This window comes from Virgibacillus carmonensis (assembly GCF_057836705.1).
In genome coordinates this window covers 1-25,161 of record NZ_JBYQFJ010000032.1, presented here as the reverse complement: position 1 = coordinate 25,161, position 25,161 = coordinate 1, and the positions used below count along the sequence as shown (strand labels likewise).

Annotated in this window: 30 protein-coding genes, 2 pseudogenes and 1 other annotated feature; of the genes and pseudogenes, 5 read left to right on the top strand and 27 right to left on the bottom strand. The window is 39.4% G+C overall.

What is annotated here, in order from left to right:
* The first annotated feature begins 103 nt into the window (after positions 1 to 103).
* Positions 104 to 607, top strand: a complete 504-nt coding sequence (locus AC3G7N_RS17510; RefSeq protein ID WP_489423455.1) for a GNAT family N-acetyltransferase — start codon at positions 104 to 106, stop codon at positions 605 to 607.
* A gap of 48 nt (positions 608 to 655) precedes the next feature.
* Positions 656 to 787 (top strand): hypothetical protein, encoded by a 132-nt coding sequence (locus tag AC3G7N_RS17505; protein WP_489423454.1) that lies wholly within the window; start codon positions 656 to 658, stop codon positions 785 to 787.
* A gap of 285 nt (positions 788 to 1,072) precedes the next feature.
* Here AC3G7N_RS17505 and AC3G7N_RS17500 read toward each other — a convergent pair whose 3' ends face one another.
* Complete coding sequence (locus AC3G7N_RS17500) at positions 1,073 to 1,834, bottom strand: SDR family oxidoreductase (protein ID WP_489423453.1); 762 nt, start codon at positions 1,832 to 1,834, stop codon at positions 1,073 to 1,075.
* Positions 1,835 to 2,018: 184 nt separating this feature from the next.
* On the opposite strand from AC3G7N_RS17500, the gene AC3G7N_RS17495 reads away from it, so the two are divergent.
* Positions 2,019 to 2,642, top strand: coding sequence for a TetR/AcrR family transcriptional regulator (locus tag AC3G7N_RS17495; RefSeq protein WP_489423452.1), 624 nt, complete (start codon positions 2,019 to 2,021; stop codon positions 2,640 to 2,642).
* Positions 2,643 to 2,698: 56 nt separating this feature from the next.
* Positions 2,699 to 3,208 (top strand): YfiT family bacillithiol transferase, encoded by a 510-nt coding sequence (locus tag AC3G7N_RS17490; protein ID WP_489423451.1) that lies wholly within the window; start codon positions 2,699 to 2,701, stop codon positions 3,206 to 3,208.
* A 225-nt stretch (positions 3,209 to 3,433) separates the two neighbouring features.
* On the opposite strand, the gene AC3G7N_RS17485 is transcribed toward AC3G7N_RS17490, so the two are convergent.
* The 19 genes and pseudogenes from AC3G7N_RS17485 to AC3G7N_RS17395 form a co-directional block, all read right to left on the bottom strand.
* Positions 3,434 to 3,826, bottom strand: a complete 393-nt coding sequence (locus AC3G7N_RS17485) for a DUF6508 domain-containing protein (RefSeq protein WP_489423450.1) — start codon at positions 3,824 to 3,826, stop codon at positions 3,434 to 3,436.
* Between the two features lie 66 nt (positions 3,827 to 3,892).
* Entirely contained in the window at positions 3,893 to 5,074 is a 1,182-nt protein-coding gene (locus tag AC3G7N_RS17480; protein WP_489423449.1) for a cystathionine gamma-synthase family protein, read from the bottom strand.
* A 16-nt stretch (positions 5,075 to 5,090) separates the two neighbouring features.
* Entirely contained in the window at positions 5,091 to 6,260 is a 1,170-nt protein-coding gene (locus AC3G7N_RS17475; protein WP_489423448.1) for a M24 family metallopeptidase, read from the bottom strand.
* 349 nt (positions 6,261 to 6,609) lie between these two features.
* The gene (locus tag AC3G7N_RS17470; protein ID WP_489423447.1) at positions 6,610 to 7,866 is read right to left on the bottom strand and encodes a YeeE/YedE family protein; all 1,257 of its coding nucleotides are present in this window, start codon (positions 7,864 to 7,866) and stop codon (positions 6,610 to 6,612) included.
* Positions 7,867 to 7,979: 113 nt separating this feature from the next.
* Positions 7,980 to 8,366: a GNAT family N-acetyltransferase gene (locus tag AC3G7N_RS17465; protein WP_489423465.1), complete on the bottom strand. Its 387-nt coding sequence runs from the start codon at positions 8,364 to 8,366 to the stop codon at positions 7,980 to 7,982.
* 133 nt (positions 8,367 to 8,499) lie between these two features.
* Complete coding sequence (locus tag AC3G7N_RS17460; RefSeq protein ID WP_489423446.1) at positions 8,500 to 9,690, bottom strand: MFS transporter; 1,191 nt, start codon at positions 9,688 to 9,690, stop codon at positions 8,500 to 8,502.
* A gap of 300 nt (positions 9,691 to 9,990) precedes the next feature.
* Entirely contained in the window at positions 9,991 to 10,965 is a 975-nt protein-coding gene (locus AC3G7N_RS17455) for an NAD(P)H-dependent flavin oxidoreductase (RefSeq protein ID WP_489423445.1), read from the bottom strand.
* A 93-nt stretch (positions 10,966 to 11,058) separates the two neighbouring features.
* The gene (locus AC3G7N_RS17450) at positions 11,059 to 11,502 is read right to left on the bottom strand and encodes a PaaI family thioesterase (RefSeq protein ID WP_489423444.1); all 444 of its coding nucleotides are present in this window, start codon (positions 11,500 to 11,502) and stop codon (positions 11,059 to 11,061) included.
* Between the two features lie 94 nt (positions 11,503 to 11,596).
* The gene (locus AC3G7N_RS17445) at positions 11,597 to 12,172 is read right to left on the bottom strand and encodes a TetR/AcrR family transcriptional regulator (protein WP_489423443.1); all 576 of its coding nucleotides are present in this window, start codon (positions 12,170 to 12,172) and stop codon (positions 11,597 to 11,599) included.
* Positions 12,173 to 12,293: 121 nt separating this feature from the next.
* A complete protein-coding gene (locus AC3G7N_RS17440) occupies positions 12,294 to 12,671 on the bottom strand; it encodes a hotdog family protein (RefSeq protein ID WP_489423442.1) in 378 nt (125 codons plus the stop codon).
* A gap of 22 nt (positions 12,672 to 12,693) precedes the next feature.
* A pseudogene (locus tag AC3G7N_RS17435) lies at positions 12,694 to 12,846 on the bottom strand (helix-turn-helix domain-containing protein); the annotation flags it as partial.
* A gap of 146 nt (positions 12,847 to 12,992) precedes the next feature.
* Entirely contained in the window at positions 12,993 to 13,247 is a 255-nt protein-coding gene (locus tag AC3G7N_RS17430) for a hypothetical protein (RefSeq protein ID WP_489423441.1), read from the bottom strand.
* Positions 13,248 to 13,354: 107 nt separating this feature from the next.
* Positions 13,355 to 13,567, bottom strand: coding sequence for a helix-turn-helix domain-containing protein (locus AC3G7N_RS17425; protein WP_489423440.1), 213 nt, complete (start codon positions 13,565 to 13,567; stop codon positions 13,355 to 13,357).
* Positions 13,568 to 13,577: 10 nt separating this feature from the next.
* Entirely contained in the window at positions 13,578 to 14,060 is a 483-nt protein-coding gene (locus tag AC3G7N_RS17420) for a DUF2975 domain-containing protein (RefSeq protein WP_489423439.1), read from the bottom strand.
* Positions 14,061 to 14,125: 65 nt separating this feature from the next.
* Positions 14,126 to 14,890, bottom strand: coding sequence for a DUF817 domain-containing protein (locus tag AC3G7N_RS17415; protein WP_489423464.1), 765 nt, complete (start codon positions 14,888 to 14,890; stop codon positions 14,126 to 14,128).
* Positions 14,891 to 14,981: 91 nt separating this feature from the next.
* The gene (locus AC3G7N_RS17410; protein ID WP_489423438.1) at positions 14,982 to 15,197 is read right to left on the bottom strand and encodes a helix-turn-helix domain-containing protein; all 216 of its coding nucleotides are present in this window, start codon (positions 15,195 to 15,197) and stop codon (positions 14,982 to 14,984) included.
* A 10-nt stretch (positions 15,198 to 15,207) separates the two neighbouring features.
* Positions 15,208 to 15,690: a DUF2975 domain-containing protein gene (locus AC3G7N_RS17405; RefSeq protein ID WP_489423437.1), complete on the bottom strand. Its 483-nt coding sequence runs from the start codon at positions 15,688 to 15,690 to the stop codon at positions 15,208 to 15,210.
* 74 nt (positions 15,691 to 15,764) lie between these two features.
* Positions 15,765 to 16,463, bottom strand: a complete 699-nt coding sequence (gene uppS, locus AC3G7N_RS17400) for an undecaprenyl pyrophosphate synthase (RefSeq protein WP_489423436.1) — start codon at positions 16,461 to 16,463, stop codon at positions 15,765 to 15,767.
* A gap of 384 nt (positions 16,464 to 16,847) precedes the next feature.
* Positions 16,848 to 17,408, bottom strand: coding sequence for a hypothetical protein (locus AC3G7N_RS17395; protein ID WP_489423435.1), 561 nt, complete (start codon positions 17,406 to 17,408; stop codon positions 16,848 to 16,850).
* Between the two features lie 140 nt (positions 17,409 to 17,548).
* Between AC3G7N_RS17395 and AC3G7N_RS17390 the strand changes: the two are divergent.
* Positions 17,549 to 17,638, top strand: a pseudogene (locus AC3G7N_RS17390) (MBL fold metallo-hydrolase); the annotation flags it as partial.
* Positions 17,639 to 17,726: 88 nt separating this feature from the next.
* Here the strand turns inward: AC3G7N_RS17390 and AC3G7N_RS17385 are convergent.
* From AC3G7N_RS17385 to AC3G7N_RS17355, 7 genes are all read right to left on the bottom strand, one after another.
* Positions 17,727 to 18,251 carry a hypothetical protein gene (locus tag AC3G7N_RS17385; RefSeq protein ID WP_489423434.1) on the bottom strand — a complete coding sequence of 175 codons (525 nt, stop codon included), beginning with the start codon at positions 18,249 to 18,251 and terminating at the stop codon, positions 17,727 to 17,729.
* 182 nt (positions 18,252 to 18,433) lie between these two features.
* Positions 18,434 to 18,805 (bottom strand): iron chaperone, encoded by a 372-nt coding sequence (locus tag AC3G7N_RS17380; protein ID WP_489423433.1) that lies wholly within the window; start codon positions 18,803 to 18,805, stop codon positions 18,434 to 18,436.
* Between the two features lie 340 nt (positions 18,806 to 19,145).
* Entirely contained in the window at positions 19,146 to 19,463 is a 318-nt protein-coding gene (locus AC3G7N_RS17375) for a YolD-like family protein (protein WP_489423432.1), read from the bottom strand.
* Positions 19,464 to 19,465: 2 nt separating this feature from the next.
* The gene (locus tag AC3G7N_RS17370) at positions 19,466 to 19,681 is read right to left on the bottom strand and encodes a hypothetical protein (protein WP_489423431.1); all 216 of its coding nucleotides are present in this window, start codon (positions 19,679 to 19,681) and stop codon (positions 19,466 to 19,468) included.
* A gap of 188 nt (positions 19,682 to 19,869) precedes the next feature.
* The gene (locus AC3G7N_RS17365) at positions 19,870 to 21,336 is read right to left on the bottom strand and encodes a protein adenylyltransferase SelO (RefSeq protein WP_489423463.1); all 1,467 of its coding nucleotides are present in this window, start codon (positions 21,334 to 21,336) and stop codon (positions 19,870 to 19,872) included.
* A 280-nt stretch (positions 21,337 to 21,616) separates the two neighbouring features.
* A complete protein-coding gene (gene thrS, locus AC3G7N_RS17360; protein ID WP_489423430.1) occupies positions 21,617 to 23,533 on the bottom strand; it encodes a threonine--tRNA ligase in 1,917 nt (638 codons plus the stop codon).
* 54 nt (positions 23,534 to 23,587) lie between these two features.
* Positions 23,588 to 23,821 (bottom strand) — a binding site (T-box leader).
* Between the two features lie 408 nt (positions 23,822 to 24,229).
* Positions 24,230 to 24,898, bottom strand: coding sequence for a hypothetical protein (locus AC3G7N_RS17355; protein WP_489423429.1), 669 nt, complete (start codon positions 24,896 to 24,898; stop codon positions 24,230 to 24,232).
* Positions 24,899 to 25,161: the final 263 nt, after the last annotated feature.

Genomic DNA, 25,161 nt, shown 5'->3' with positions numbered 1-25,161 from the left:
GATAATGTAAAATAAAATGTGAAATGTGAGGCATGTATGATGTGTAAGGGAAGCTTAGAAAAGTAAATTTGAAAAACTATGAGACGAGGAGTGTGTTTTTGCGATGACAGCTAATTTTGAACCTATGGAGTTTGAGATGGAAACCGATCGACTCTCACTAAGTATGTGGAGGGAATCAGATGCATCCTGGTATAGGGAACTTGTTGCCGAACGGGGCAGGGATATGCCGACTCTCAGTGCTGCTCGTGACGATATTATCATTTTACGTGATCGAGCATTGGAAAGCGGTATCGCATTACTCACCATTCGTCATCGAGATGAAGGAGATTATATCGGATACTGCGGATTAATTATTGGTCGTTCTTCTCTGGAAGAGCCGGAGATTGCCTACGAGTTATTCCAAAGAGTACACGGTAATGGCTATGCGACTGAAGCAGCATCCGTAGTCTTGGATGGTGCAATAGCCACCGGGCGCAGCAGGCTTTGGTCAACAGTGCGCTCCTGGAATGTTGCATCTTTTCGAGTGCTTGAAAAAATAGGATTTAAACGGGACCACAGCACGTGGGACGAGCGCGGCGAAATCGTTTGGAATGTTCGTGATCTTTAGATGGTTTGGTCAGCACTTTGTGTCTGCACAAACCCACCTACCAAACCCATGATTCAAGAAGTAGTCAGTGTAGGATTTTTTGAGAACGATAAAGGTATCCAGTATCCAAAAATTAATGTTGTTGAAGTTGGGGATATTTTAACAAATAGAGTCCTGCCGAATCATATTTTTCCTGATTAAAATGACGACTTTAATACCCAAGTTTATAGACCAGAGACAGGAAACTAGTAGACACATGTCAGCTTCTTGTATCCCTTTCAACTGCTTTAATATATTCTTGTTTTCCAACTCCCATATTTTCATACTTGTGCAAAAGCCCTTAAGGGGGCGACTCACATATTAGAAATGAAAATAACCACTCTAATTTCTCACCAAAGCAATAGGGTGGTTATTTTTTTGATCTACATGTAACCACTTAAACCTGCTAATAGTAGCTGGTTTTAAAGAGAATTCACATCTTAGAAACTAAAACGCAGCCGTCCAACCACCGTCTGCAGTGACAACTGTACCATTTACGAAACTTGATTCATCTGATGCTAAGAATAAAGCAACTGTTGCTATTTCTTCGGCTTGTCCTGTACGTGGCATAACAGCTTGTGCACGTTGCGTACGGCTTGCTCCAAATTCGTTAATGTTTTTCATGGAGGAAGCAATATTTGTTTCAACGCCGCCTGGTGCTATTGCATTGCAACGAATACCTTTTTCTGCATACATGTAACCAGTATTCTTGGTTATCCCAACAACTGCATGTTTAGATGCTCCATAAGCAACACCCGCATGCGCTCCGTTTAAACCACCAGTGGAAGCGGTATTAATGATAACCCCTTTTCCTTTCTCTAAGAAGATTGGCAATGCTTTACGTGTTGCACGCATGACACCCTTGGTATTGATATCGAAAATCAAATTCCATTTTTCATCCGTGATATCACCGACAGGTTCCATGGAGTCCATGATTCCAGCGTTATTTACAAGAATATCTAACGTTCCATACTCACTTACGGCAGTATCGATCATATTTTCAATGTCTGTTAGCTCTGCTACATTCACTTTTACCGCTTTAGCTGTTCCGCCATCACCAGTAATTTCTGCTACTACTGCTTCAGCACCTTCAAGGTTCAAATCTGCCAAAATAACTTTAGCACCCTCTTTTGCATAAAGTACAGATATCGCTTTTCCCATTCCAGAGGCAGCCCCTGTTACAACCGCTACTTTACCGTCTAATCTCATTATTATTTCCTCCTTAGTCTAGTAACAATTTAATTGAAAAAACTATCTTTTACACTTCTAGTTTAATATACTGGACTTACTAGCATCAATAATCAAAAGCAGTGACAAATGGTTAAAAACGTACATTTTTTAACACATTGTTTAGTTTTATATAGATACTGAACATATAGGTGGTGTTTTGTTTATGTCAATCGATCGGAGAATTAATAAATCGAAAAACGCGCTCAAAGAGGCACTACTTATGCTTATGAAGAAGACTGAATTCAAAAAAATAACCATTACAGAAATAGTTCAATCCGCTAACCTTAATCGTGGCACATTTTACAGTCACTATCAGACAAAAGAGAATCTATTAAACGATTTGATTGATGATGTCTTTTTGGATTTAATAAAGTCATACAGGTCACCTTATCTAGACGTTGAAGAGTTCTCATTAGATACGCTAACATCTTCCCAAATTAAACTATTTGAGCATATTGCATCTTTTTCAAACTTTTATACCGTAATTCTAAATTATAATGTTATCCCGGACTTTCATACCAGGTTATGTGATGTATTAAAACAACTTTCACGTTACGATCTCGAATTAATCCATTCAACCAAGGTAGATATTAATTTTCTAGCTAGCTACTCAGCTTATGCTCTTTATGGATTAATTATAGAATGGATAAATACTGGCTTAAAATATACGCCGGAGTATATGTCAGAGCAGTTAATTGAAATTCTATCTTATCAATCAGATAGAGCAGTATTTAAAACGCTACATACGCAAGAGACCCCAAATTACATTTTCTTGAATAGCACTTAATAAGGGAATTAGATAGTTATGTTAAAAATAACGAATAGGGAAAAGAGGGATTGAAAATGGATGTAAGATTTCCAATTGGGGAATTACAAGTTCCTAAGAAAGTAACAGTAGAAAATATTCAAGAATGGCTAAAGGAAATCGAAGCGTACACGATTAAATTAAGAGAAACTGTTGACTCATTAAGTGATGAGGAATTAAGCAGAACATATCGCGATGGTAGCTGGACGGTTCGTCAACTTGTTCATCACATTGCAGATTCTCAGTTGAACATGTATCAACGTTTGAAGCTTGCTTTAACAGATGAGATTCCAACAGTACCAGCTTTTGATCAAGAAAAGTGGGCTATTCAACCGGATACAAAGCTTCCTATAGAAAGTTCTATTAAAATGCTAGAAGGTATAAATGAGCGCATTGTATCTTTAGGATATAGTTTAACTGAAGAGCAATTAGATCGAGCTTTTACTCACCAGAATAACGGTAAAATAACAGTTGCAAAAAAAGTTGCAAAATTAGCTTGGCACGAAGAGCACCACTTAGCCCATCTAAAAATCGCATTATCAAAATAGCACAATATGTATGGAATTGGCTTATCGAACTTCGATAAGTCAGTTTTTTTAAAATAAGGATAATTACAGAAGTTTTATTCAACTAAAGGAGTGCTTGTCAGGAACAAGGGTGCATCCCTTATTGAAGTGACCCCATAAGGTTGCGCCTTTTTTCTGTAAAGAGTAAAAGGTTTCCAAAGAAAGAATATATCTATTTTCGGGGCGGTGAACCTGACCCTCGTGTCCCTATGCAAAGCCATAAAGCTCCCCCATTCGACGAAGCACTCTCTCAAAAAGCCCCTTTTCCGCATAGGATATCCATGCTCCTGACGTAAATCGTTCATCCCTAATCATTTTTGTTAAAATGGCTTTAATTAGTCGCTTATCTGCGGTTATAATTTCACGGTTCATCTCGTCAATGTCTGTAATAGCATATTCCTCTAATGTATCGGAGTAAGCTGCATCAAAAAATCCCACTTCATAAATACATTCAGCGAGCTCCCTCATCTCATTTGAATACTCGGTATATAGAAGCTTTGATTCGATTACAAAGGGGGTGTCTCCTTCCGTTAACCCCTTCTTATCTCTGGACAGTTTTTCGAAGTACGGCAAATACGCATACAACTTTTGATAGTTCAATATTATCACCTCCGCTTGGTAATGGGGTTAATTCTAAGCAGGTCTACCCGACCTGCTTAATAGGGTTTATTTTATAGCCAATGCTTGTTCTAAATCTTGAAGTAAATCTTCCACATCTTCAATTCCAACCGAATAACGAACCAATCCTTCTGGTATCCCTAGTGCTTTTCTTTCCTCTGGTGTACATTCTACATGGCTTGTGGTTCTGGCAGGTCCTACTGTTGTCTCGACTGACCCAAGATTTGCTGCACGGTTTGCATATTCCAATTTTGGTAACACGTTTCGGACAGTATCCATTCCACCTTTGAGCGCAAAACTTAACATACCACCAAAACCACTCATTTGTTCTTTTGCTATATCGTGATTTGGATGCGTTTTTAGCCCTGGATAGTATACTCCTTCGACTAAGTCGTGACTTTCTAAATACGTTGCAATTTTCATGGCACTTTCACATTGTCGTTTCACTCGTAAATCTAATGTTTTCATTCCACGTATCATTAAATAGGCTGCCATCGGATCCATCGTTGCACCATTAATTTCTCTGTAATGATAGATTGGCTCAACGAGTTCTGTTTTCCCGCAAACCACACCTCCTAGTGCATCAGCGTGCCCTCCCAGGAATTTCGTTGCACTATGAATAACAAGATCAGCACCTAGTTCCAGTGGATTTTGGTTAATTGGTGTTGCGAATGTATTATCTACAAATACAAGTGCCCCTGCTTCGTGACCTGCTTTGACCATTCGTTTAATGTCTGTTACTTTCACTGTTGGATTTGTCGGGCTCTCTAAATATAAAATGTTACATCCTTTTGCTACTTCTCTTTCAATTTGTTCGTGATCTCCTGTGTCACATAATTCTACCCCGATATTTAACTGCGGTAAAAACTCTGAAAATATTTTATTTGTGCCACCATATGTATCCTTGATTGATACAATACGGTCACCTGGTCTTAAATAAGTAGCTAGCGAATTACTTATCGCTGCCATCCCAGTTGAAAAACTTGTGGAATCTTCGGCGCCTTCTAGTATTTTCACCTTATCTTCAAACGATTGAACCGTCGGATTGGTGTTCCTCCCGTAAATATGTCCTTCTTTATTTCCAATAGCTACATCATACCATTCGTCTAAATCATCATAGTTATAAGCAACACTAAATACGGTCGGCACTTGGGTTGCACCGTGGACTCTATATTTCTTTTCCCCAGCCCATACTGATTTAGTAGCTTTTCTCACATCTTTATTTGTCATATGTTCACCCCGTAAATTATTTTTTTATATATAAATCTCTCGGGAAGTTTGCCAATGTCTCGCACCCGTTATCTGTAATTCTGATGGTTTCACTTATCTCGCATCCATAGTTGTCGTACCAAATACCGGGGATAAAATGGAAGGTCATATTTGGCTCGATAACTGTTTTGTCACCATTTCTAATACTGACTGTATGCTCGCCCCAATCAGGTGGATAACTTAGCCCAACTGAATACCCTAATCTCGAATCTTTGATTATCCCATGTTTTTTAATTGTTTCTCTAAATACTTCTTCTATTTGTTCACTTGTCATACCAGGTTGAGTGCGGTGAATAACCTCTTCTATCCCATAGTTAATTACTTTTGATAAATCTAGTAACTTTTCATTCGCTTCGCCTAATACCATTGTTCTCGCCATTGGGCTATGATATCGCTTATGACACCCAGCTATTTCGATGATAACGGGATCATTTTTCTCGTATCTTCTTTCCGACCATGTCATATGAGGTGCTGATGTTTCCTCTCCAGCAGGAATTAACGGTACAATAGCACTGTAATCGCCCCCGAATTCTTCAAAACCCTTTATTTGAGCTCTCATAATTTCAGCCGCCACGTCACACCCACGTACACCCTTGTTAATCGTTTCATATCCTACCTGCATTGCTTTCTCTACTATTTTCGCTGCTTTTTTCATATAATCAATTTCTTGATTGGACTTTACTAAACGAACCCAGTTGACTAATACACTGGCATCTTCAATTTTCGTTTCCGGCAGCATCCACATAAATTCTTTATAAAATCGTGCAGAAAAAAAGTGCGTTTCCATCTCAATACCAACCGTTTTTTGTTCCACATTTCGTTTGATTAAAAAGTCGGCTACAAAGTGCATTGGGTGTTTAAATTCAGATTGTACATAATCATCACTATAGGGAATGATAGTTTCCTCTTTTAACCAGGATGTTAATTTCGCACTATTTGCATCCATTTCTCTTCCAATCCATGTGGGATCATCTTCATCGATGGTCAAAATGATAAACTGCGGCACATAAAACGACCAAACATTATAACCGGTTAAATAATTCATGTTCGAAGGATTTGTAATAATTAATACTTCAATTCCTCTTTCTTGCATTTTTTGCTTTGTTCGGTTGATTCTCATTTTATATTCATCAATCGTGAAATCCATTCGACTCCCCCCTTTACTAATTTTATTAAATTAGGAAGTCTTCTATTACTAACATTTTTGGTAGCAAGAGAACAAAGAAGAAACGAATAAACTAAGGATATCCCCGTTAACAACTATAAGAAAAGCGCAAGGGCCCGTTAATTGCCGTATGCCCTGGAAGGCTCCGTATAAGATAAAGGAAACACGAAGAGCATAAGCGATTCGATGTTGACCTTATCGTAAGGAGGCGCCTGAAGGGCACTAGGCAATGGGCGCTGGAGCTAGACAGACTTTCGTTTATACTTTCTTTCCTCTGAACAAACAAAAAAATCACCATGCGAACGCTCACACGGTGATTTTTTCTTATTTATTAACAGAACGAGTCCTTCGATTTAGGTACAGATAATCCAAACATTGGTCTGAGATAGAGTGCTACAAATGTACCTGCTAAAGCTAAGATTCCCCAGACATATCCATGGAGACTGAACGAGGCGATACCGCCGAAGTATGCACCGATATTACAACCGAATGCAAGACGAGCACCATATCCAAGTAGTAGTCCTCCAATAATAGAGGCTGCTACATTTTTCAGGTTTATTTTCGTAAATTTGAACAATCCGCCTGCTGCTGAAGCAAGAAATGCCCCAAGTATAACGCCGAAGTTCAATACGGTAGTTGAATCTGCAAAAATCGATGACTGCAGTGCTTGTGCGCTGGCACCTTGCCAATAACCCCAAGAAGCTACATCGACGCCGAAGAACATGGCAATTTTAGAGCCCCATAATGCAAAAGCTGACGTGACGCCCCATGGCGTACCACGCGTCATTAATGTCAACGCATTAAGAACTGCTAAAGCAATCGCTGCTGCGAACAATGGCCATGAGCCGCGGAAAATTCGCTTCCACCCTTTTGTTGATGGTTTAGGTGCCATTCTTGGTGGACGCTTCTTTTTTTCTACAGCTAACGTGATCCACGTGATGACACCAAACAGCAAGATTGATATGGCCCAGGCACCACCATAGCCGAGTCCTGTTGAGGTTGCTAGAGAGATAGGTTCGAATGCTGGTAGCTCTTCCGTCCAGAATGGCAGATGGTAGGCTCCTATTGTTGCGCCAACGATAAAGAATAATAGCGTGATAAACATGACGGTGCGTCCGCCACCGACTGCGTAGAGCGTACCAGATGCACATCCTCCTCCAAGCTGCATGCCTATTCCAAATATGAAGGCACCAACTACAAGACTGACTCCAACGGGCGATACATAACCGGAGACGCCTCCTCCAAAGAATGAATAACCGAATGCTAGAATCGGAGCGAATAAGGTAACCGCTACTGCTAGCATTAGCATGTGTGAGCGTAGCGCCTGCCCGTTTCCTACAGACATCAACCTCCGAAACGCTGAGGTGAAGCCAAAACGTGCATGGAATAATGTGTAACCAAGCAACAATCCAATGACGAGTAAGATTGGCTGCGTAATAGCTTGTGTGGCCAATAGATAAATAAACAATATTGCGCCAACGACTAACCCACCAATGATTAAGCGCGTTTGTGGACTGTTTAGCTCAGCGCTTTCCCGTTGCACGGGGTCTTTCACTTCATCTATTGGTTGAACATTAACTGATGACATTTTAAAACATCCTTTCCTGATAAAAATAGTCGGAATTACTTTATAGTAAAGCTTAGTTGTTGGTGTGTCAAAGGAATAATTTTGAAAGAATTGTTTTACCCGATTACCCCCATTTACTTGGATATCCATCCATACTGAATATCAGGTAAATTCTCTTCATTTTCACACCCTCTACCAATCATTTCAAATCCATGCTTTTCATAAAAAAGTTGTGCTTTTACGTTAACTTCAAATGTGTATAACGTTAATCTGCCACTTGATTGTCCTTTAACCTTATCCAGGAATGTTTGACCAATACCCATTCCCTGATAATCTGTATGAATATACAGTTGGCTTATTTCCTTTTCATTATAGGCAATCATTCCAACTACTTTTTCATCCATTAATGCTAAATCTATTTGAAACTCTTTAGGTAGTATATGATTCAAAAAATAAACATGATTTTCAAACGAGTGAATTTCCTTCTGGCCGATAGCCTGTTCTTTACTATCCCGCCACATATCGACTGTTTGTTCAGCAAACTTGGAGTTATACTGGCTAATTTTGATGTTGTACTGGTTCAATACAATGCCTCCTCATAATCTAAAACAGTAAAACATACAGCAAGGCCGGCCCTGCTGTATGTTTCTAAAGCTATACTTTTTTAACTACTGGCCGTATTGGCAGTAACGTCCCGACTAATGCAATGGCTGCACATACCAGGAATATTTTTTCAAAGCCATATAGTGCGATTCCTGCCACACTGCTGAAAATAATCAGATCACAAACCGAATCGATAATAGACAACAGAGAAATCGTTGTAGCCCTTACATTCGATGGAATGATATCGTTGGCTAATTGAGCGTACACTGGATACCTTACTGTTTGGACAAAACGAAGAATGACCATTGCAGCAAGCAAGATCCAAAGTGTTTCTCCAAAATAGGCAACGAATAACAATCCCACTACTCCCATCCCACCCGTTACGTATAAAACCGTAATCCGGGAGATGCGGGTTGTTATCCAGCCGATTAAACGGGATACAAAAAAGCCTAGTATTGCTAACGCTGCAAAAACAAAACCAATTAAGTAAACTGGTAAGTCAGCATCACTGAGTAATTTATCATTAAAGACGTTAAATATAGCTGCCGTTGGAATGAAAACGAGCGTTATATTTAAGAACATCCAGAATACCTGCGGAGCTCGTTTAATCGCAAGCATTCCTTCTTTTACTTGTTTAAAAGGCTTTTCGCGGTAGTTCCCGACGTTAACTGGATTTTTAACAAAGAATAAAAGAACAATCTGAATGGACTGGAAAACAAGCCCCAGCAAAATGAGCAATATAAACTGCTCGTCGGCTAAATCTTTTGCAATAATGGCACCTATAATGAGGACAAAAACCATTACAACAAATTGAGCAGACTGAATGATTCCAAGTGCCTTATCCATCAAATTCTCTTCATTGGATTCTTTCAGAGATTCATAGATTAATGCCTCATCGGCGCCACTAAAAAACGTTACGGCAAATCCACTTAAAAAGCTACTCACGAAGAAGATGCTAGGCTCATACGCCCAAATCAATATTCCGTGGCTAACCATGCTTAGTACAGCACCGATCATAAAGGAAAGTTTCGCACCATAACGATCAGCAAACATACCTGTCGGAACTTCTCCGATTAATACGCCAGTGCTCCAGAAGAGCAATACCCAAAGAATGGATGCTTCCTCAAGGCCCCGGGCGAAATAAAACAACGCCAGAACGGGCTGTATAAATCGAACACTCCCGAATAATTCCGCCCAAAATAAAACACGAACATTTTGAAAAGCTAATGTACCTTTTTTCAATTTTTTATCCTCCTGCTTGACGTTTATCGAATGCAATAAACAAGCAGGAGTGAATGATTATGGAAAATGTGTTACGTACTTACCCTAATTTTTTCACCCCTACTTGTTGGTTTGAAAAAAATGTTACGTTGGTTTGCATGTTCATTTCCTCCTCGTCAATATGTAAGCATAATTATACAGAATTGGTTGAAAAATGAAAGACCTAAAATGGTCCCTGGCAAAAAAGCCACACAAGTGAACCCATTGCGGCTTTCCATGTTAAGGCTATAAAATGCAAGAATAGGACGATTTTTTTCAGATTCAGATTTTTCTAACTGCACTACGGCTGATTAGACTGTCTCTTGCTTCAAAATATTCTTTATAAAGATTGTCTACAAATTCTGCTGTACTAGTAATCTCTTTAATAGCACCAATGCCTTGACCGCTTCCCCAAATATCCTTCCATGGCTTGACGGCCTCTTCTCCAAAATTCATCTTAGATGGATCACTTTCAGGTAGATTGTCGGGATCCAATCCTGCTGATCGGATTGATGGTTTTAGATAATTTCCATGTACACCAGTGAAAAGATTGCTATAAACAATATCATCAGACGTACAATCAACAATTGCTTGCTTATACTCTTTTGAAGCACGGGCTTCATGCGTTGCAATGAACGGTGAGCCAATATATGCAAAATCAGCCCCCATCGCTTGGGCAGCCAGAATTGAACCACCCGTAGCAATCGATCCCGACAGAGCTATCGGACCGTCGAACCACTGCCTTATTTCTTGAATGAATGCAAAAGGGCTCTTCACACCAGCATGACCTCCAGCTCCTGCCACCACTGCAATTAGGCCATCTGCACCTTTGTCGATTGCCTTGTGCGCAAAAGTATTATTGATTACGTCGTGCAGAACAATTCCTCCGTAGCTATGCGCTGTGTCAACTATTTCCTTACGGGCACCTAATGACGAAATAATAATCGGAACTTTATACTTCACACACAATTCCATGTCGTGTTCTAACCGTTCATTTGACTTGTGAACAATTTGATTAATAGCAAATGGTGCAGCTGGGCGATCTGGATTTTTTGCGTTATACGCTGCGAGCTCCTCTGTGATTTCTGCCAACCATTCATCAAGTAAGGATGCGGGTCTAGCATTCAGTGCAGGCAATGATCCAACGATCCCTGCCTTACATTGCTCTATCACTAGCTTAGGATTACTAATAATAAATAATGGGGATCCGATTACAGGGATACGCAAATTCTGAAGTATTGACGGTATTCTTGACATTTGTTGTTCCTCCATTTTATAGGCATGTAATTTATGCCTGATATTATTTGTTAAGAACATGTACTCTGAAATTTAGTAAATGCAAGCAAAGCCTTATGATTTGCCCCTTTTACCATCAGCATTTCCTTTTATAATCATACACGTACTAGTTGAATGAGCAACAAGACTTCCTTTTTTATCATATACATGACATTCAACTAAGCCAATTGTACCCCCTTTTTTTATAATTTTACTTTCAGCCCGAAGCTTACCTTCCCAGATAGGTTTCATGAAATTTAACTTTAATTCCACTGTGGTGAATAGTTCATCGTCAGCCAATGAACTAAAGAAAGCATAACCCATAGCTAAATCAGATAAATCACATAGTACGCCCCCATGAAGTGTTCCCATTGGATTGTGTAACTTTTCTGAGGCCTCCATTTCCAATACAGCCCTTCCTTTTTCCACCTCTATTATTTCTATGCCTAGTAATTGAGCGATTGGTGGTCCGGGAATGTCTCCCGTTAACATTTTGTTTAATTGTTCTACATGTTTCATTTTAAGTCACCCCTTGTAAAATAAGATTTTTATTGCTCATGATTCAAGTCGTATCAATTTTAGAATGACCATTCTAAAATTATCAAAAAAAAAGTTAATCCAAGATCGACAGTGTGGTGTCGATAATATCTTCCATTTTTTGCTTGTCATCAGTGGTTTTCGCCAATACGCGTAATCCCACAAAAGAATTATGGAGAAACTTGGATAGTCTTTCCGCATCATGACGTTTGGATATTTCTCCCGACTTTTGACCGCGCAACAATAGCTCATACAGCAGTTTCTCTGTACTAGAGAAACTATCCATAACCTTTTCCGCTGCTTCTTGATCATGCATAGCCAACTCAACCGCTGTATTCACCGTCAAGCACCCGCTCGATCGTTGTTCTTTTCGATAGATCGCCATCTCCAATAAACGCCTAATGGCCAGCTTGACTGAATCCAGCGATTTTATTCGCTTCTCTATTTTGGCTTCCACCGTCTCACTATAGCGTTCCAATGCTTTCATGTACAACGCATGCTTACCTCCAAATGTATCGTAAATGCTTCTACGATGGATGCCCATATGCGTTACCAAATCTTGCATGGAGGTTTTTTCATAGCCTTGATGCCAAAAAAGTTTCATAGCTTTATGTAATACGGCATTCTCATCAAACTCTTTACTTCTAGCCATGCTTCCTCCTCCTTTACACAGCCTATACTATCATTTCTAGAACGATCAGTAAAGAAAGCGGTTTCGTATTGTTCGGCAACTGGACCCGCTTGCGGAATATTCAATTTTAATTTATTCGTATTTAAAGTATTACTCCTGAGAAATCACCTTTTAATACTTCTATTTCATTCTGATTTTTACAGATGAAGGTTGCCATAATAGCGGTTCTATTATTTTTTTGCTTTTCGTATTTTTCAATTTTTACATCACATTTAATTGTATCCTCTGTAAATACAGGCCTTAAAAACTCAAAATTCATATTACGGGCCAGTACGTTATAATCCCCACCTATTTTTGTTGGTAGAGTTGCCGTTAATAACCCTTGAACGACAAGTCTTCCCTTCTCATCAGGAGTAACATGATGTGAACCTTCATCACCCGAAACCCGAGTAAATAATTCAACTTCATCTTCTGTAAAACTCCGCTCAAATGTAATCACATCACCTTTATTTAAAGACAATTTAATTCCTCCCTTATTACATTTAGTTTATGTGTGACATATATCCAAATGCTGTTGTTCCATATACACATTTAAAATGTTTATTTAAATGTGTTAAATCAACAAAACCACATTCCGCTACTGCTGAATAAATATCTCCATTTTTTTCTATTAATTGCTTTGCACGTTCTATCTGATTAGGCACTTTCGAGTCTGTCAAAATAACGTTTTGAATTGAACTCTTGAGAAGATCATAATGTTAGTTGGAATTTTTCAAGATGAGGCACATAACATGGTGGTTTACTTAGCATATAGGGGTATTTTAGAATTTTGTATACCAGATTACATATTACGGAGTTTTTTCTCATGCTGTACATTTTTGCTGGATAGAAAATCGACTGTCTCTTGCGTTTCCCTTAATTCTACCTGCATGCCATCAAACTTTTTCTCAAGCCGGTCAAATCGATTATTCATGTGTTTTTCAAGTCCGTCGATCTTTTTATCCGTTTCTTCAAAGCGACTTTGCATCTTTTTATCAATTTGTCGAGAATGAAGTTCCAATGCACGTAATATTTCCTTTATTCCTGATTGCTCCATTATTTTCACCTCCAATTAAACCAATTATATCTGCTTTCGCTGCCTTTGAAAAGAAGATTTGTTGAAAACTCGAGAGAAGAGTGGGACAAGAGTACCTGTCCCACCATCTAGTCCCAATCACTCTTATATTGCAAAATATCCCCAGGCTGACAATCTAGTGACTTACAAATCGCCTCTAATGTTGATAATCGGATTGCTTTCGCCTTTCCATTTTTTAATATAGAAAGATTAGCCATTGTTATTCCAACGCTATTTGCAAGCTCTGTTACGCTCATTTTCCTTTTAGCCAGCATCACGTCAATATTAATTATAATTGCCATATTATTCACCTCAGACCGTTAGATCATTTTCTGATTTTATATCAATCGCATCTTTTAAAAGTTTTTGTAGAACAGCGGCAAAGACTGCAATCACAAACGAGGCAAAAATAATGACCATTCCGACTAGTATAATACCTGGAGCGTCATCTTTCTCTGCCATGAGAAAAAAGAGTGGCATGCCTGCTACATACAAGACACTTATTGCGGTTGCACAGTATTTTATAGTCTTTAAAGCTCTTACAGAAATTTTAGAGAAAGCTTTGTTCTTGTCGATATAGCTTAACAGTTTAAAAGCTTGATACAGGGCAAAGTAAAAAGGTATCGCCGCCGCATACATAACGATTAACACGAGATATTTCATATAAGCCATTTCTGGATACAATTCTGCTGCAAAATTACCGATCTCAGGCACCACAAATATGCACAGTACAAGAATTGGTATTCCCATAAGAATAACAGCTATCTTTAAAAAGAGTGTTGATCCTCGTTTCATTAAAAGCACCTCATTTATTAGTATAAATTTGATTTTAACATGTTAGTTTCATCATTTTCGTCACCCTAATGATTTTGTCCCTTAACCCGCTTTAATGTCGCTACGATAAGGAAGCTAATAATCACTAATAAAAGCCATGAACTCACTTTTCCTAGATGGACGAGACTCCATGCTTCGGTTTGGTATGGATATTCCCAAGCTCCAAAGTACGTTGCGATATTTTCGGCAATCCATATAAAAAAACCGATGAGCACAAAAGAAAGTGCGAGTGGCATACGGTATCGGTTTCCATCAATTTCGTATGTGACCCATGATTGCCAAAAAACGATCATAACAAGTCCAGATAACCACCAGCGGACGTCAATCCAATAATGGTGGGTGAAAAAATTCAAGTAAATCGCAGCCGCAAGAGGTACAACTACCAAAAACGGTGGCCACTGAACAAGGTCAACCTTTAACCTCCTCCAGGCCTGGCAAAGATAACTCGCTACACTTGCATACATAAAGCCGCTATACAAAGGCACTCCAAGGATTTTGGAATATCCCTCTTCTGGATATGACCAGGAGCCCATATGTACCTTAAAAAGTTCAAGTGCGAGACCAATAAGGTGATATAGTGTGATAACCTTCAGTTCATCCCGTGTTTCAAGCCCAGAACGAACCATCCAGACCTGCATCATAAGGCAGATGATAAGCAGCCAGTCATACCGTGAAAGGAAGGGTAGTGGCACAATTTGTGTGAAAGCAAGAGAAGCAAAAATAACGAGTGGAAACAAACAGGATAAGGCCTGCTCAAAGCCAAAACGTACGAGTTGTTTTGGTGCTATCATGATTTGTGCCTTCCATTTTTTAATAGTTAAATCCATGGGTAGCTCCCCTTTTTTTTATTTGATCCGTTGACATATTCCTACTTTATTAATCTTAGGTGTCTTCATCACTTCGGTATTCTAAAATATCTCCAGGTTGACAATTCAATGCCTTACAAATCGCTTCTAACGTTGATAATCGGATCGCTTTTGCCTTTCCGTTTTTCAATATAGAAAGGTTAGCCATTGTTATCCCAACGCTTTTTGAAAGCTCTGTTACACTCATTTTTCTTTTAGCCAGCATCACGTCAATATTGATTATAATTGCCATATCGTTCACCTCAGACCGTTAGATCATTTTCTGATTTTATATCAATCGCATCTTTTAAAAGTTTTTGCAGAACAGCAGCAAAGACTGCAATCACAAATGAAGCAAAAATAATGACCAATCCGATTAAGATGCCTGGTGCGTCGTCTACCTTTGCAAGAAGATATAAGAATGGCATCTCTAACACATACAAGATACTGATTGTGATTGCACAGTATTTTATAGTCTTTAAAGCCTTTACAGATAGTTCCGAGAAAGCTACGTTCTTGTGAATATAGCTTAAGAGTTTTAACGTCTGATACAAAGCAAAGAAAAACGGTATCATCGCTGCATACATCCCGACTAATAAGGGATATTGCAAATTAGTCAGCTCAGGAAGCTGCCAATATGGGGAATTCGGGTCAAATCTGGACAACCCAACTATACTCACAGCAAGCACTATTATTCCTATAGAAAAAACAACTGCTTTTAAAAAATTTGTTGAACCTCGTTTCATTAAGTACACCCTCTTTCTATATAAACTTACAACTGTCATCTTTAAAGATGGCAGCCGTTTTTATATGGCGTCATTCACCCGCTCAAATAACTGTTCACAGGTTGCTGTCCAATCGCTTCGGCAAGCATCTCCCCCGTGAAATCTGGAAAATACACATCCGAGAAATACAGCTCTGATTCAGCAGACTGCCAGAGCAGGAAATTACTTATTCTCATCTCCCCACCCGTCCGGATAATCATGTCGGGTGACGGCAGATCGCCCGTGTACAAATACTGCTGCATTCTTTCCTCGGTTATATCATCCACGGTAATCTTCCCGTTTCTTACTTCCTCAATCAGCGCTTTGGCGGCATGAATAATATCACCCCTGCCACCATAATTGAAAGCGAAATTGACGATGACACCGGTATTAAGCTCTGTAGAAGTAACTGCCTTTGCCAGCACTTCTCGGGTTTTATCGGGTAGTGGTTCCGTGTTTCCGGAAATTCGGATTTGAATATTTCTTCTCATAAATTCAGGAAGTTTTTTATTAAAAAATTTTACCGGCAAATCCATTAGGTAATTCACTTCATCAGTGGGTCTGGACCAGTTTTCTGAGGAAAAGGCGTACAACGTCAGAACCTTGATGCCAAGGTCCATACTGGCGTCAATAATCTCTTCCATTCGCTTTGCTCCCGCATAATGGCCTTCACTTCGGATTAGACGTCTTTTTTTACCCCATCTGCCATTCCCATCCATGATAATTGCCACATGTTCAGGACTGCTTTTATACATCCGATCTCACCACCTCAGTATTTTTCTAGTTCCAGAGCAAGCAACCGCACGCTAACCTCCTGAATAGTAAAAAGTAATCAATTGCCAGTCAATCATTAGAACACCCCTCATGTGTGGGCGATAATGCAGCATATGTTCAGTACATCAACCAACCGTATAAGCACCTCTCTTGTTTATTGTAAATTTGATTTTAACACGTGATTTATCGTTTTACAATAAATATTTATCATTTTTAATGATATTTTTATTGTTTAATTAGTTTTAGACAAAAATAAAAAGCATTCCTCATGCAGAAATGCTCTATAACTTTAAACTATTACTTATAACTTGTTGCGTTAGCTCAATAAGATCAGGCAGAAGTTCACCAATATCTTTTAAATCCATTTACTGCATGATAACTTCAAAATCTTCGTGCGTAGGCTCTTCCTCTGTGTAGGCAATCCAATACATATATTGCTTAGAAAAATCCTCCATAATATGTTTTACGTATGTTACCGCCTTTGCTGATTCTCCTAATACTTTTACTTCTTTTATTTTCGTATCACTTGCATTTTCCTCTGGCATGATAATCGTAACCGAAGGACCATCATCCCTGCCAAAAACCATAGTTTCCACATCCCCAAGACCCATTGACATGGTGCGGTCATTTGGACCTGCTATCCATTCTAATTTTCCATTACTATTCTTTAAAATAACTAAATCGGGATTATGGCTATTACCATATTCATGTCTATTTTTAAAAATTACGTAAACAAAATTCCCCTTAATATCATAATCAATAATTTCTTTATCCCTTAATTTGTTTTCTGACATGACATTGGTGATTTGCTCTTCCAATGACAGACTTTCTTCTGTGACAGTCGGCTCCACAGTAGGTTCCTTAGCCTCGTTTGAACAACCGAACAGGATAAAAATTAAGATAAACGCGAAATATAGTTTTTTCATGAAATCACCTCTTCTTATTTATTCTACGATATAAACAACAAAGGTTTCACAATATTTTTTCAACTATTCTGTCCTATCGTAGAACAAAAAAGCAATTCCAAACATCAAAATGAGAAAACTCTATATGTGGCCGAAGATACTCAAGGGAAGAATTAAAAGGATTTATTAATGAAAAAGGAATCAACTTTACTATTTTAGTGCCAGATGACGGGGAATCATACTCATTTTAGGAATCAGCACAGACAGGAAAAATTAGGATTTCCTTTTAATTCTTGCACCAATTACTGCATTAAAAGTAACGGACTTCTGACCTTGCCTTTAATTGTTAAAAAGATGATGAAATCCTTTATCACGAATTAACATCTGTTCAATTTTATGTTTTTCATTCATATTAGCTTCACCGGTCACCATTTCAACTTCTGATGAGTCACTGCCTTCTTTTTGGTACTTCAATTCTACTTTGAAATCATAAATTATCTCTTTAGATTCTGATTTCTCGTATTCAATGTTTTTTACCTTTAATTTGTAATCATTTCTTACCGGTTCAATCATTAATCCTGCACCGTAGTTATTATTTACAAAGTCCAGGTAGGACCTATCATCTGCAAAATAATCTTTATATAAGTTTTCTTCATATTGTACTAAATCTTTGAGTCCCTCACCTTCCAACGCTTGTTTCAATTCATCACTTGGACCTGTAAGGGCATTCTGTAATACAGCTTCAATTGTCCGTATATTCTCATCTTGTGTTTTCGTTTCTGTTTTTTCGGTACAGCCAACAATAACTAAAATAAGTGAAGCGAATAAAACGATTGCAAAAAATCTATACGTTTGTTTTTTCATATAATTCCCTCCTTACTTGTTTTACGGTCTAAACAACGAAAGGTTTCGCAATTTTTCAACTACCACGGCAGAAGGTATTCCCATTATTAATTAATTCCCTTCCCATAATCACATTATTTTTTCGGTTTTTACTTCTATTCTTCAAAACCCATCCGCTTCGTATCAACATACTATCCTATTTTTTATTTTCGCCAAAAAGTTGGACAGTCTTCCTTATCCAAAATATTAAATTCGATTATTTTTTCAAGTAATGAGAAATCAACCGGACTACCCCACTTGATACGTATCAGCTGCTTGGTGTGGTCATAGCCAGCCTGCACAATTTCATCAGAAAAACGATTAATCCCTGCAATTTCAGGGGCGACAGCCAAATGGTGTTTGGCTACGCTAAAGCCAATAATAAATGTCCCGTGATCGGTAAACATAGGCTGATTCCACGCAATTTTCGGCACTAAATTTGGGAATTTCTTGGTTACCCAAGCCAAAACCTCTTCCGTTCGGGCACGATGTTGCGGGTTATCCATACGCGCTAAATATTCAGAAAAAACTTCCATGTTGTTCCCTCCTAAAATATAAATTTCTTAGTCAACCATCTTCCAACTACTATTATTCCACTTCACAAACCCTGTATTAATTTTAACATAATTATCCAGAATTGCTTGCGAATTCAGTTAAAAACAAATCAATTTCCAAACTGGAGGTGAAAAGGTGGACTTGCATTAGCTAATTGCTACTGAATAATTTCGGGTTCAAATTACACTATCACAATGACTGCTATTACTCCAACAAAAAAACCATCAAAACAGCATACAGATTGATGGTCATTTTTTTGATGTTTTCATAGGAAACGAAACCTGTTATTAATAGCTGCTTTACTTTTATCGAATCATAAACCTAATCAATATAAACCTCAATTACATTCTCAATAGCAATTTCCTTTTCTCCCAGCTTCAATAAACCGGTACGTGCATTTATCACCTTAAGCTTCCCTCTGGCCATGCAATAATGGGGTTTATCATAGTATTTTATTTCGACAGTTAAATTATTATGGAGTGCACATTGAAGTTTCAATTCCATTTCATCAATTTGTTGTTCATCAAGAATAGGTTTTTCCTTGTGATCATCTTCTTCCCACATTTTCTTCAGCAACTCAATGTGCTCCGGCAGCATCATTGCCGTCCATTTTTTCGTGCCTCTATCGTGCAAACTCATTGCTAAGCCCCCATCCTTTTTTTGACTGATCCGACAGATAATATATTTTCCAGTCTAAATGTACTGATCGTTCTTTTGGTATAGCAATAAGCCATTATCATTTCATCATTGATTTTAAGAACGCGAATAATTCGCTGGGACGCCCGGTTATCCTTGGAAAGATAAATTATCTCAATTTTCCCCTTGCTTTGGATAGACCTTATTAGCATGTTTTTCATGAAATAACCTCCACATTTAGAACGTTTGTTCCTATTATAGCATAAAAAAATTCGATGGGAAGATAAACTTTTCACAATGGAAAATGTTTACACGAACTAACTGGCTAGAAATATATATGCAAAAAAATGCCTAACCTCCGCACGCTATCCGTTCAGCATTTTAGGGATTAGGCACTTACTATTTTTAATCAGGTTCCGCAAAAAGTTCGGTAAGGCTGGTTTGATGGCTCAGGTAATTTTGTATATTCTTCCTGTTCAGTAGAATGCGCGTAAGGATCTGCAAGTACGACCATTAGCCGCTCCATCACGCTGTAATCTCCGCTTTCCACTGCAGCTTCAAGCGCTTCTTCTACCCGGTGGTTGCGGGGAATAACCGCGGGGTTAGCGTTTTTCATCAATTGATAGGCCGAGGTTTTCGATTTTTCTTGTCTCTCCAGCCTTGCCTGCCACTGCTCATACCACTCCGTAAATTCTGGTGCGCCGTTCATGGGTGTGTCCTCTGGCTTATCTACCGTTAAGGCGCGAAACGTATTGGTATAGTCTGCCCGATGTTTTTCCATGATATGGAGAAGATCTTCAATCAATGATTCGTCCTGATCCTCTTCGTTCTGCATGCCAAGTTTTCGTCTCATTCCCTCCAGCCAGTGACTCTGATACAGCTCGTCAAATTTGGAATGTGCATCTTGAGCAAGTTCAACCGCATGGTCCTGATTTTCATGAAACAGTGGTAAAATACTTTCAGCAAAGCGAGCTAGATTCCATTGGCCAATTGCCTTCTGATTCTGGTAAGCATAACGGCCTTGAACATCAATCGAACTGAATACCGTTGCTGGGTCATATTCATCCATAAATGCACATGGTCCATAATCGATGGTTTCTCCACTGATGGTCATATTGTCGGTGTTCATCACTCCATGGATAAAACCAACCAGCTGCCATTTCGCAATCAATTCTGCCTGACGCTTGATCAATTCTTCAAACAGAGCTAGATATCGATCCTCGTTATCATCAATGTCCGGAAAATGACGCTCTATTGCATAGTCAGCAAGAACCTGAAGCTCCTCTACGGTGCCCCATTTTGCCACGAATTGAAAGGTACCAATACGCAGATGACTTGCAGCAACACGAGTTAGAATGGCACCAGGCAACTCGGTTTCGCGAATGACTGGTTCCCCGGTTGTCACAACAGAAAGGCTACGGTTGGTAGGAATACGAAGTGCATGCATTGCCTCACTGATGATGTATTCGCGCAGCATCGGACCAAGTGATGCCCGGCCATCGCCCCCGCGGGAGAATGGTGTTCGGCCAGCACCCTTAAGTTGAATGTCAAACCGCCCACCTGACGGGGTGATCTGTTCGCCAAGCAACACTGCCCGACCGTCACCTAACATGGTAAAATTCCCAAACTGGTGCCCCGCATAAGCCTGCGCAATTGGCAACGCCGCTTCAGGTATCTGGTTACCAGCCAAAGCTTCTATACCTTCATCGCTCTGCAGCTTCTGAGCATCCAGTCCCAGAGACGTTGCCAACGCATGATTGAAAATGACCAACTCTGGTGAGTCTACTGGCGTTGGTTCGGTGCTTTCAAAAAATATATCCGGCAGCCGCGCATAACTGTTATCAAAATTCCATCCCATTTCATTATTCTGTGTCATCATATCTCCTTAGGTATGTTTTGTCATAGTTCTATCTAGGTATATTCTTCTACAAAAACGAATAATTATATATTGTTTTTTACTTCGTACTTGTGGCTGATTCGCGCAATGATGAGCCCTAATCGCACGGTGTAGTGTTGGAATCGCGCAGCACACCTTGAAAATCGCGCGCTGACAAGGTTTCCGAGGTGTAACGTGCGATTTTCAGTTGCCGCTGCGCGATTTACCAGGCTAGTGCACGATAATTGAAACCCACCGCGCGATTTCAACGTAAAATCATCTATAAACTTCTATCTTCAACTGCTTTCTTTATTTCTGCAACAAACTTTTCCAGCTTCCATTCCTTAGAATCCTCTTCCCCATATTTTCTCACATTAACCGAATCATTTTCCAGTTCCTTATCCCCAACTACCACAATGTACGGTATCTTTTTCATTTGTGCTTCCCGTATTTTATAGCCGAGTTTCTCTTCCCGTTCGTCGAGCTCCACACGAATTTGGTTATGTTTTAATTGCTGCTTAATCTGTTCCGCATACTCCTGATGAATTTCATTCGATACAGGTATGACTTTCACTTGAACTGGAGCCAGCCAAACCGGGAACGCACCGCCAAAGTGTTCAATCAGAATACCGAGGAAACGGTCTATCGATCCAAATACTGCGCGGTGAATAACGACCGGGCGAACTTTTTCGTTGTGTTCATTGACATACGACAAATCAAATTTTTCCGGCATCTGATAATCCAGTTGAACTGTCGCACATTGATGGCTTCTGTTCAATGCATCCTGGATATGGATATCAATTTTTGGACCGTAAAATGCGCCGTCCCCTTCATTAATCGTATATTGGATTTGCATATCTTCTAAAACGTTCTTGAGCATCCCTTCTGCCTGATCCCATAATGCTTCTTCACCCATGCGCTTCTCCGGTCTAGTCGAGAGCTCGACGTGATAGTTGAATCCAAATGTACCGTACACATCATCTATTATTTTTAATGCTAATTTAATTTCGTTTTCGATTTGATCTGGTCTTACAAAAATGTGGGCATCGTCCTGGCAAAATGTACGAACCCGCAGCATGCCGTTTAATGCGCCACTGAATTCATGCCGGTGAACCTGACCAAATTCCGCCATCCGTATCGGAAGGTCCCGGTAGGAATGGAGTTTATCTTTGAAAATGAGCATGTGGCCCGGACAGTTCATTGGTTTCAACGCAAAGCTTTGATTGTCGACATCTGAAAAGTACATGTTTTCTTTGTAATGGTCCCAGTGCCCAGATTCCTCCCATAACCGCTGATTCATCATGATCGGTGTACGGACTTCCTTGTAATCGTATAAATGGTGGAGTTCTTGTAAAAAGGACTCCAGCTTATTTCGGATAACCTGGCCGTTTGGCAAATAAAACGGCATACCAGGAGCTTCCTCGGAAAACATAACCAGTTCCAGTTCCTTCCCTAATTTACGATGATTTCGGGCCTTCGCTTCCTCGACAAAATGAAAATATTCTTCCAGATCTTTTTTGGACGAAAAAGCAACACCATAAATGCGCTGCAACATTTTATTATTGCTGTCACCACGCCAATATGCGCCAGATACATGTGTTAATTTAAATGCTTTCACGAACCGAGTCGCCGGTAAATGCGGTCCGCGGCACAAATCAACAAACTCCCCTTGGCGATAAACTGTAACCGTATCGTCTACGGGAATATCATCCAGCAGTTCAAGCTTTAACGGATCATCCGCAAAAATTTCACGAGCCCCTTCACGAGTCACTTCCTCCCGCTTCACTTCCAAATTCTCTGCGATTATCCTGTTCATTTCTTTCTCAATCTTTTCTAAATCGTTCACTGTAAGATTATCCTGAAGATCAAAATCATAGTAAAAACCATTTTCTATCACAGGCCCTACCCCTAAATGAACGTCGCCATAAATCCGCTTAACAGCTTGGGCTAAAACATGTGTTGAAGTATGGCGCATAACTTCGAGTCCTTCTTTTGAATGAAGATCATACAGCTCAATGACTGCATCATCCTCGATACCGCGATTACGGTCATACATGACTCCATTTACCTGACCAGCTACTGACTTCTTTTTCAGACTTGGACTAATGGATTGGGCAATTTCTTCTAACGATATACCTTGCAGAAACTTCTTTTCGCTACCATCGGGAAACTGAATACTTATTTCTTTTTTACTCATAATCAAACACTCCTTTTTTGATATAAAAAAACAAAAAACACACCCATCCCTCAAAAAAGGGACGAGTGTGTGTCCGTTACCCGTGGTTCCACCCAACTTTCCATCACAGATAAAATTATGATGGCTTCGTTTAAGCTATATCGTTGCCTTATACGGTATTGGCTACTATGAGTTCACCAACACTGCTCAAAGGTGGTAAGTAATTTTCTCGTGTCAGGAAGCTTTCAGCCGTGACTTCCCTCTCTGTAAACCGTTAAAAATCACTCGTGTCCTTATCATCGCTTTCGTTATTTAATTTTAGAAAACTTGGCTTATCGCCAATCCTTAGTTGCACTTACGCAGCAAGAAAGGATTTATACTTTCTTAACTGCAAATAAAAAACACACAATCATCCCTAACCAAAAGGGACGAGTGTGTGTTTCTCGTGGTTCCACCCAACTTCTCACCACTATTCTAAAAAAGTGATGACTTCATTGTGCTGTATCGTAGCAGCTACGGTATTGGTTGCTGGCTTCACCAATACTGCTCCAAGGCGGTAAGCAATTCTTTCTCGGTAGGAAGTTCTAAGCCTTGACTTCCCTCTCTGTGAACCATCAAAAGAAACTCATGTCCTTGTCATCGCGTCATATTAATTTTTATTTACTATATAGGATTGACCGCATGTAGTCAATAGGCATTTACATTTTTTCAATTACATTATTCACTCGTCAACGTGAATGTCTCCAATTTACCTTCCCACTCGATTGTCACTTTTATTTCATCATTCTTATTTGTGATGGCACAACCCGAACAGCCGCCACCTGGTCTCGTTATTGGAAAGGTTACTTTGCTTGCATTCGACGAACTTTCGAGGCTGGTACTGCCAATTTGATAGTCAATATTTCTAGGTGGCGAGCCATCCCCTATGTAGCCTATGGTGTATTCCGATTCTTCACTGTTTCGACTATATATGTAGGCGATATATGTAATTGACCAATGATCACTTTGTCCAGTAAAGGTAATCGGTGTGGAAAAGAACTGCTTCATTTCATTTACATTGTTAGTCTTTAACGCCAATTTTTCACTGTTGAAAATCATTATGGTAGGATATTTGGTTATACTGAATATACTTTCGTAGTCCACATCACCTGGATTGCCTTCTTTTATAAACTCAAAAGAAATCGAATTCGGATTATTTCTCCAAATAGATTGTTCATCCGTAATACTCTCTTTGAAGTAACCTGGCGCCTTCTCATCAACAAAAACAACAATATTATAATCGTAATCGTCCGCAGGTTTTAACTTTTCAATCGCTTTTTCTTTCTGCGCGGAACAACCTACACAGAGAAAAAGCAGAATGATGATTAATGGTATAGATTTATTCATGGTTTCCCCTCTCACTGTTCGATTTTCACCCTAGATCACTCGGCTTAGTAGCATCATGATTATTTCATACAGAACTTAACTCAACTTTCGGAGACTGAAATAAGTAGATGATCCCTGAAATAGTTGAATAAGCCCGCAATCCATTATTGTAGTTGACACGAAATCTGTAAACTGCGACATAACTAAAAATCATGTTCAGTTCCCTGCAACCGCTGCGGAAAAACACTACGCGCACCTTAGGGCTTGCGCTGAGCCTCCTCGAT

Bases quoted from the DNA above. Each gene is read 5' to 3' on its own strand.
- AC3G7N_RS17410 (WP_489423438.1), bottom strand. From the start codon at position 15,197: ATGGCAATTATAATCAATATTGACGTGATGCTGGCTAAAAGAAAAATG.
- AC3G7N_RS17480 (WP_489423449.1), bottom strand. From the start codon at position 5,074: ATGACAAATAAAGATGTGAGAAAAGCTACTAAATCAGTATGGGCTGGG.
- AC3G7N_RS17500 (WP_489423453.1), bottom strand. From the start codon at position 1,834: ATGAGATTAGACGGTAAAGTAGCGGTTGTAACAGGGGCTGCCTCTGGA.
- AC3G7N_RS17455 (WP_489423445.1), bottom strand. From the start codon at position 10,965: ATGTCAAGAATACCGTCAATACTTCAGAATTTGCGTATCCCTGTAATC.
- AC3G7N_RS17425 (WP_489423440.1), bottom strand. From the start codon at position 13,567: ATGGCAATTATAATTAATATTGACGTGATGCTGGCTAAAAGGAAAATG.
- thrS (WP_489423430.1), bottom strand. From the start codon at position 23,533: ATGAGTAAAAAAGAAATAAGTATTCAGTTTCCCGATGGTAGCGAAAAG.
- AC3G7N_RS17495 (WP_489423452.1), top strand. From the start codon at position 2,019: ATGTCAATCGATCGGAGAATTAATAAATCGAAAAACGCGCTCAAAGAG.
- AC3G7N_RS17475 (WP_489423448.1), bottom strand. From the start codon at position 6,260: ATGGATTTCACGATTGATGAATATAAAATGAGAATCAACCGAACAAAG.
- AC3G7N_RS17395 (WP_489423435.1), bottom strand. From the start codon at position 17,408: ATGAAAAAACTATATTTCGCGTTTATCTTAATTTTTATCCTGTTCGGT.
- AC3G7N_RS17405 (WP_489423437.1), bottom strand. From the start codon at position 15,690: ATGAAACGAGGTTCAACAAATTTTTTAAAAGCAGTTGTTTTTTCTATA.
- AC3G7N_RS17365 (WP_489423463.1), bottom strand. From the start codon at position 21,336: ATGACACAGAATAATGAAATGGGATGGAATTTTGATAACAGTTATGCG.
- AC3G7N_RS17385 (WP_489423434.1), bottom strand. From the start codon at position 18,251: ATGAAAAAACAAACGTATAGATTTTTTGCAATCGTTTTATTCGCTTCA.
- AC3G7N_RS17375 (WP_489423432.1), bottom strand. From the start codon at position 19,463: ATGAGTTTGCACGATAGAGGCACGAAAAAATGGACGGCAATGATGCTG.
- AC3G7N_RS17420 (WP_489423439.1), bottom strand. From the start codon at position 14,060: ATGAAACGAGGATCAACACTCTTTTTAAAGATAGCTGTTATTCTTATG.
- AC3G7N_RS17510 (WP_489423455.1), top strand. From the start codon at position 104: ATGACAGCTAATTTTGAACCTATGGAGTTTGAGATGGAAACCGATCGA.
- AC3G7N_RS17415 (WP_489423464.1), bottom strand. From the start codon at position 14,890: ATGATAGCACCAAAACAACTCGTACGTTTTGGCTTTGAGCAGGCCTTA.
- uppS (WP_489423436.1), bottom strand. From the start codon at position 16,463: ATGTATAAAAGCAGTCCTGAACATGTGGCAATTATCATGGATGGGAAT.
- AC3G7N_RS17450 (WP_489423444.1), bottom strand. From the start codon at position 11,502: ATGAAACATGTAGAACAATTAAACAAAATGTTAACGGGAGACATTCCC.
- AC3G7N_RS17445 (WP_489423443.1), bottom strand. From the start codon at position 12,172: ATGGCTAGAAGTAAAGAGTTTGATGAGAATGCCGTATTACATAAAGCT.
- AC3G7N_RS17490 (WP_489423451.1), top strand. From the start codon at position 2,699: ATGGATGTAAGATTTCCAATTGGGGAATTACAAGTTCCTAAGAAAGTA.
- AC3G7N_RS17370 (WP_489423431.1), bottom strand. From the start codon at position 19,681: ATGAAAAACATGCTAATAAGGTCTATCCAAAGCAAGGGGAAAATTGAG.
- AC3G7N_RS17505 (WP_489423454.1), top strand. From the start codon at position 656: ATGATTCAAGAAGTAGTCAGTGTAGGATTTTTTGAGAACGATAAAGGT.
- AC3G7N_RS17355 (WP_489423429.1), bottom strand. From the start codon at position 24,898: ATGAATAAATCTATACCATTAATCATCATTCTGCTTTTTCTCTGTGTA.
- AC3G7N_RS17465 (WP_489423465.1), bottom strand. From the start codon at position 8,366: ATGTGGCGGGATAGTAAAGAACAGGCTATCGGCCAGAAGGAAATTCAC.
- AC3G7N_RS17430 (WP_489423441.1), bottom strand. From the start codon at position 13,247: ATGGAGCAATCAGGAATAAAGGAAATATTACGTGCATTGGAACTTCAT.
- AC3G7N_RS17470 (WP_489423447.1), bottom strand. From the start codon at position 7,866: ATGTCATCAGTTAATGTTCAACCAATAGATGAAGTGAAAGACCCCGTG.
- AC3G7N_RS17380 (WP_489423433.1), bottom strand. From the start codon at position 18,805: ATGGAAGTTTTTTCTGAATATTTAGCGCGTATGGATAACCCGCAACAT.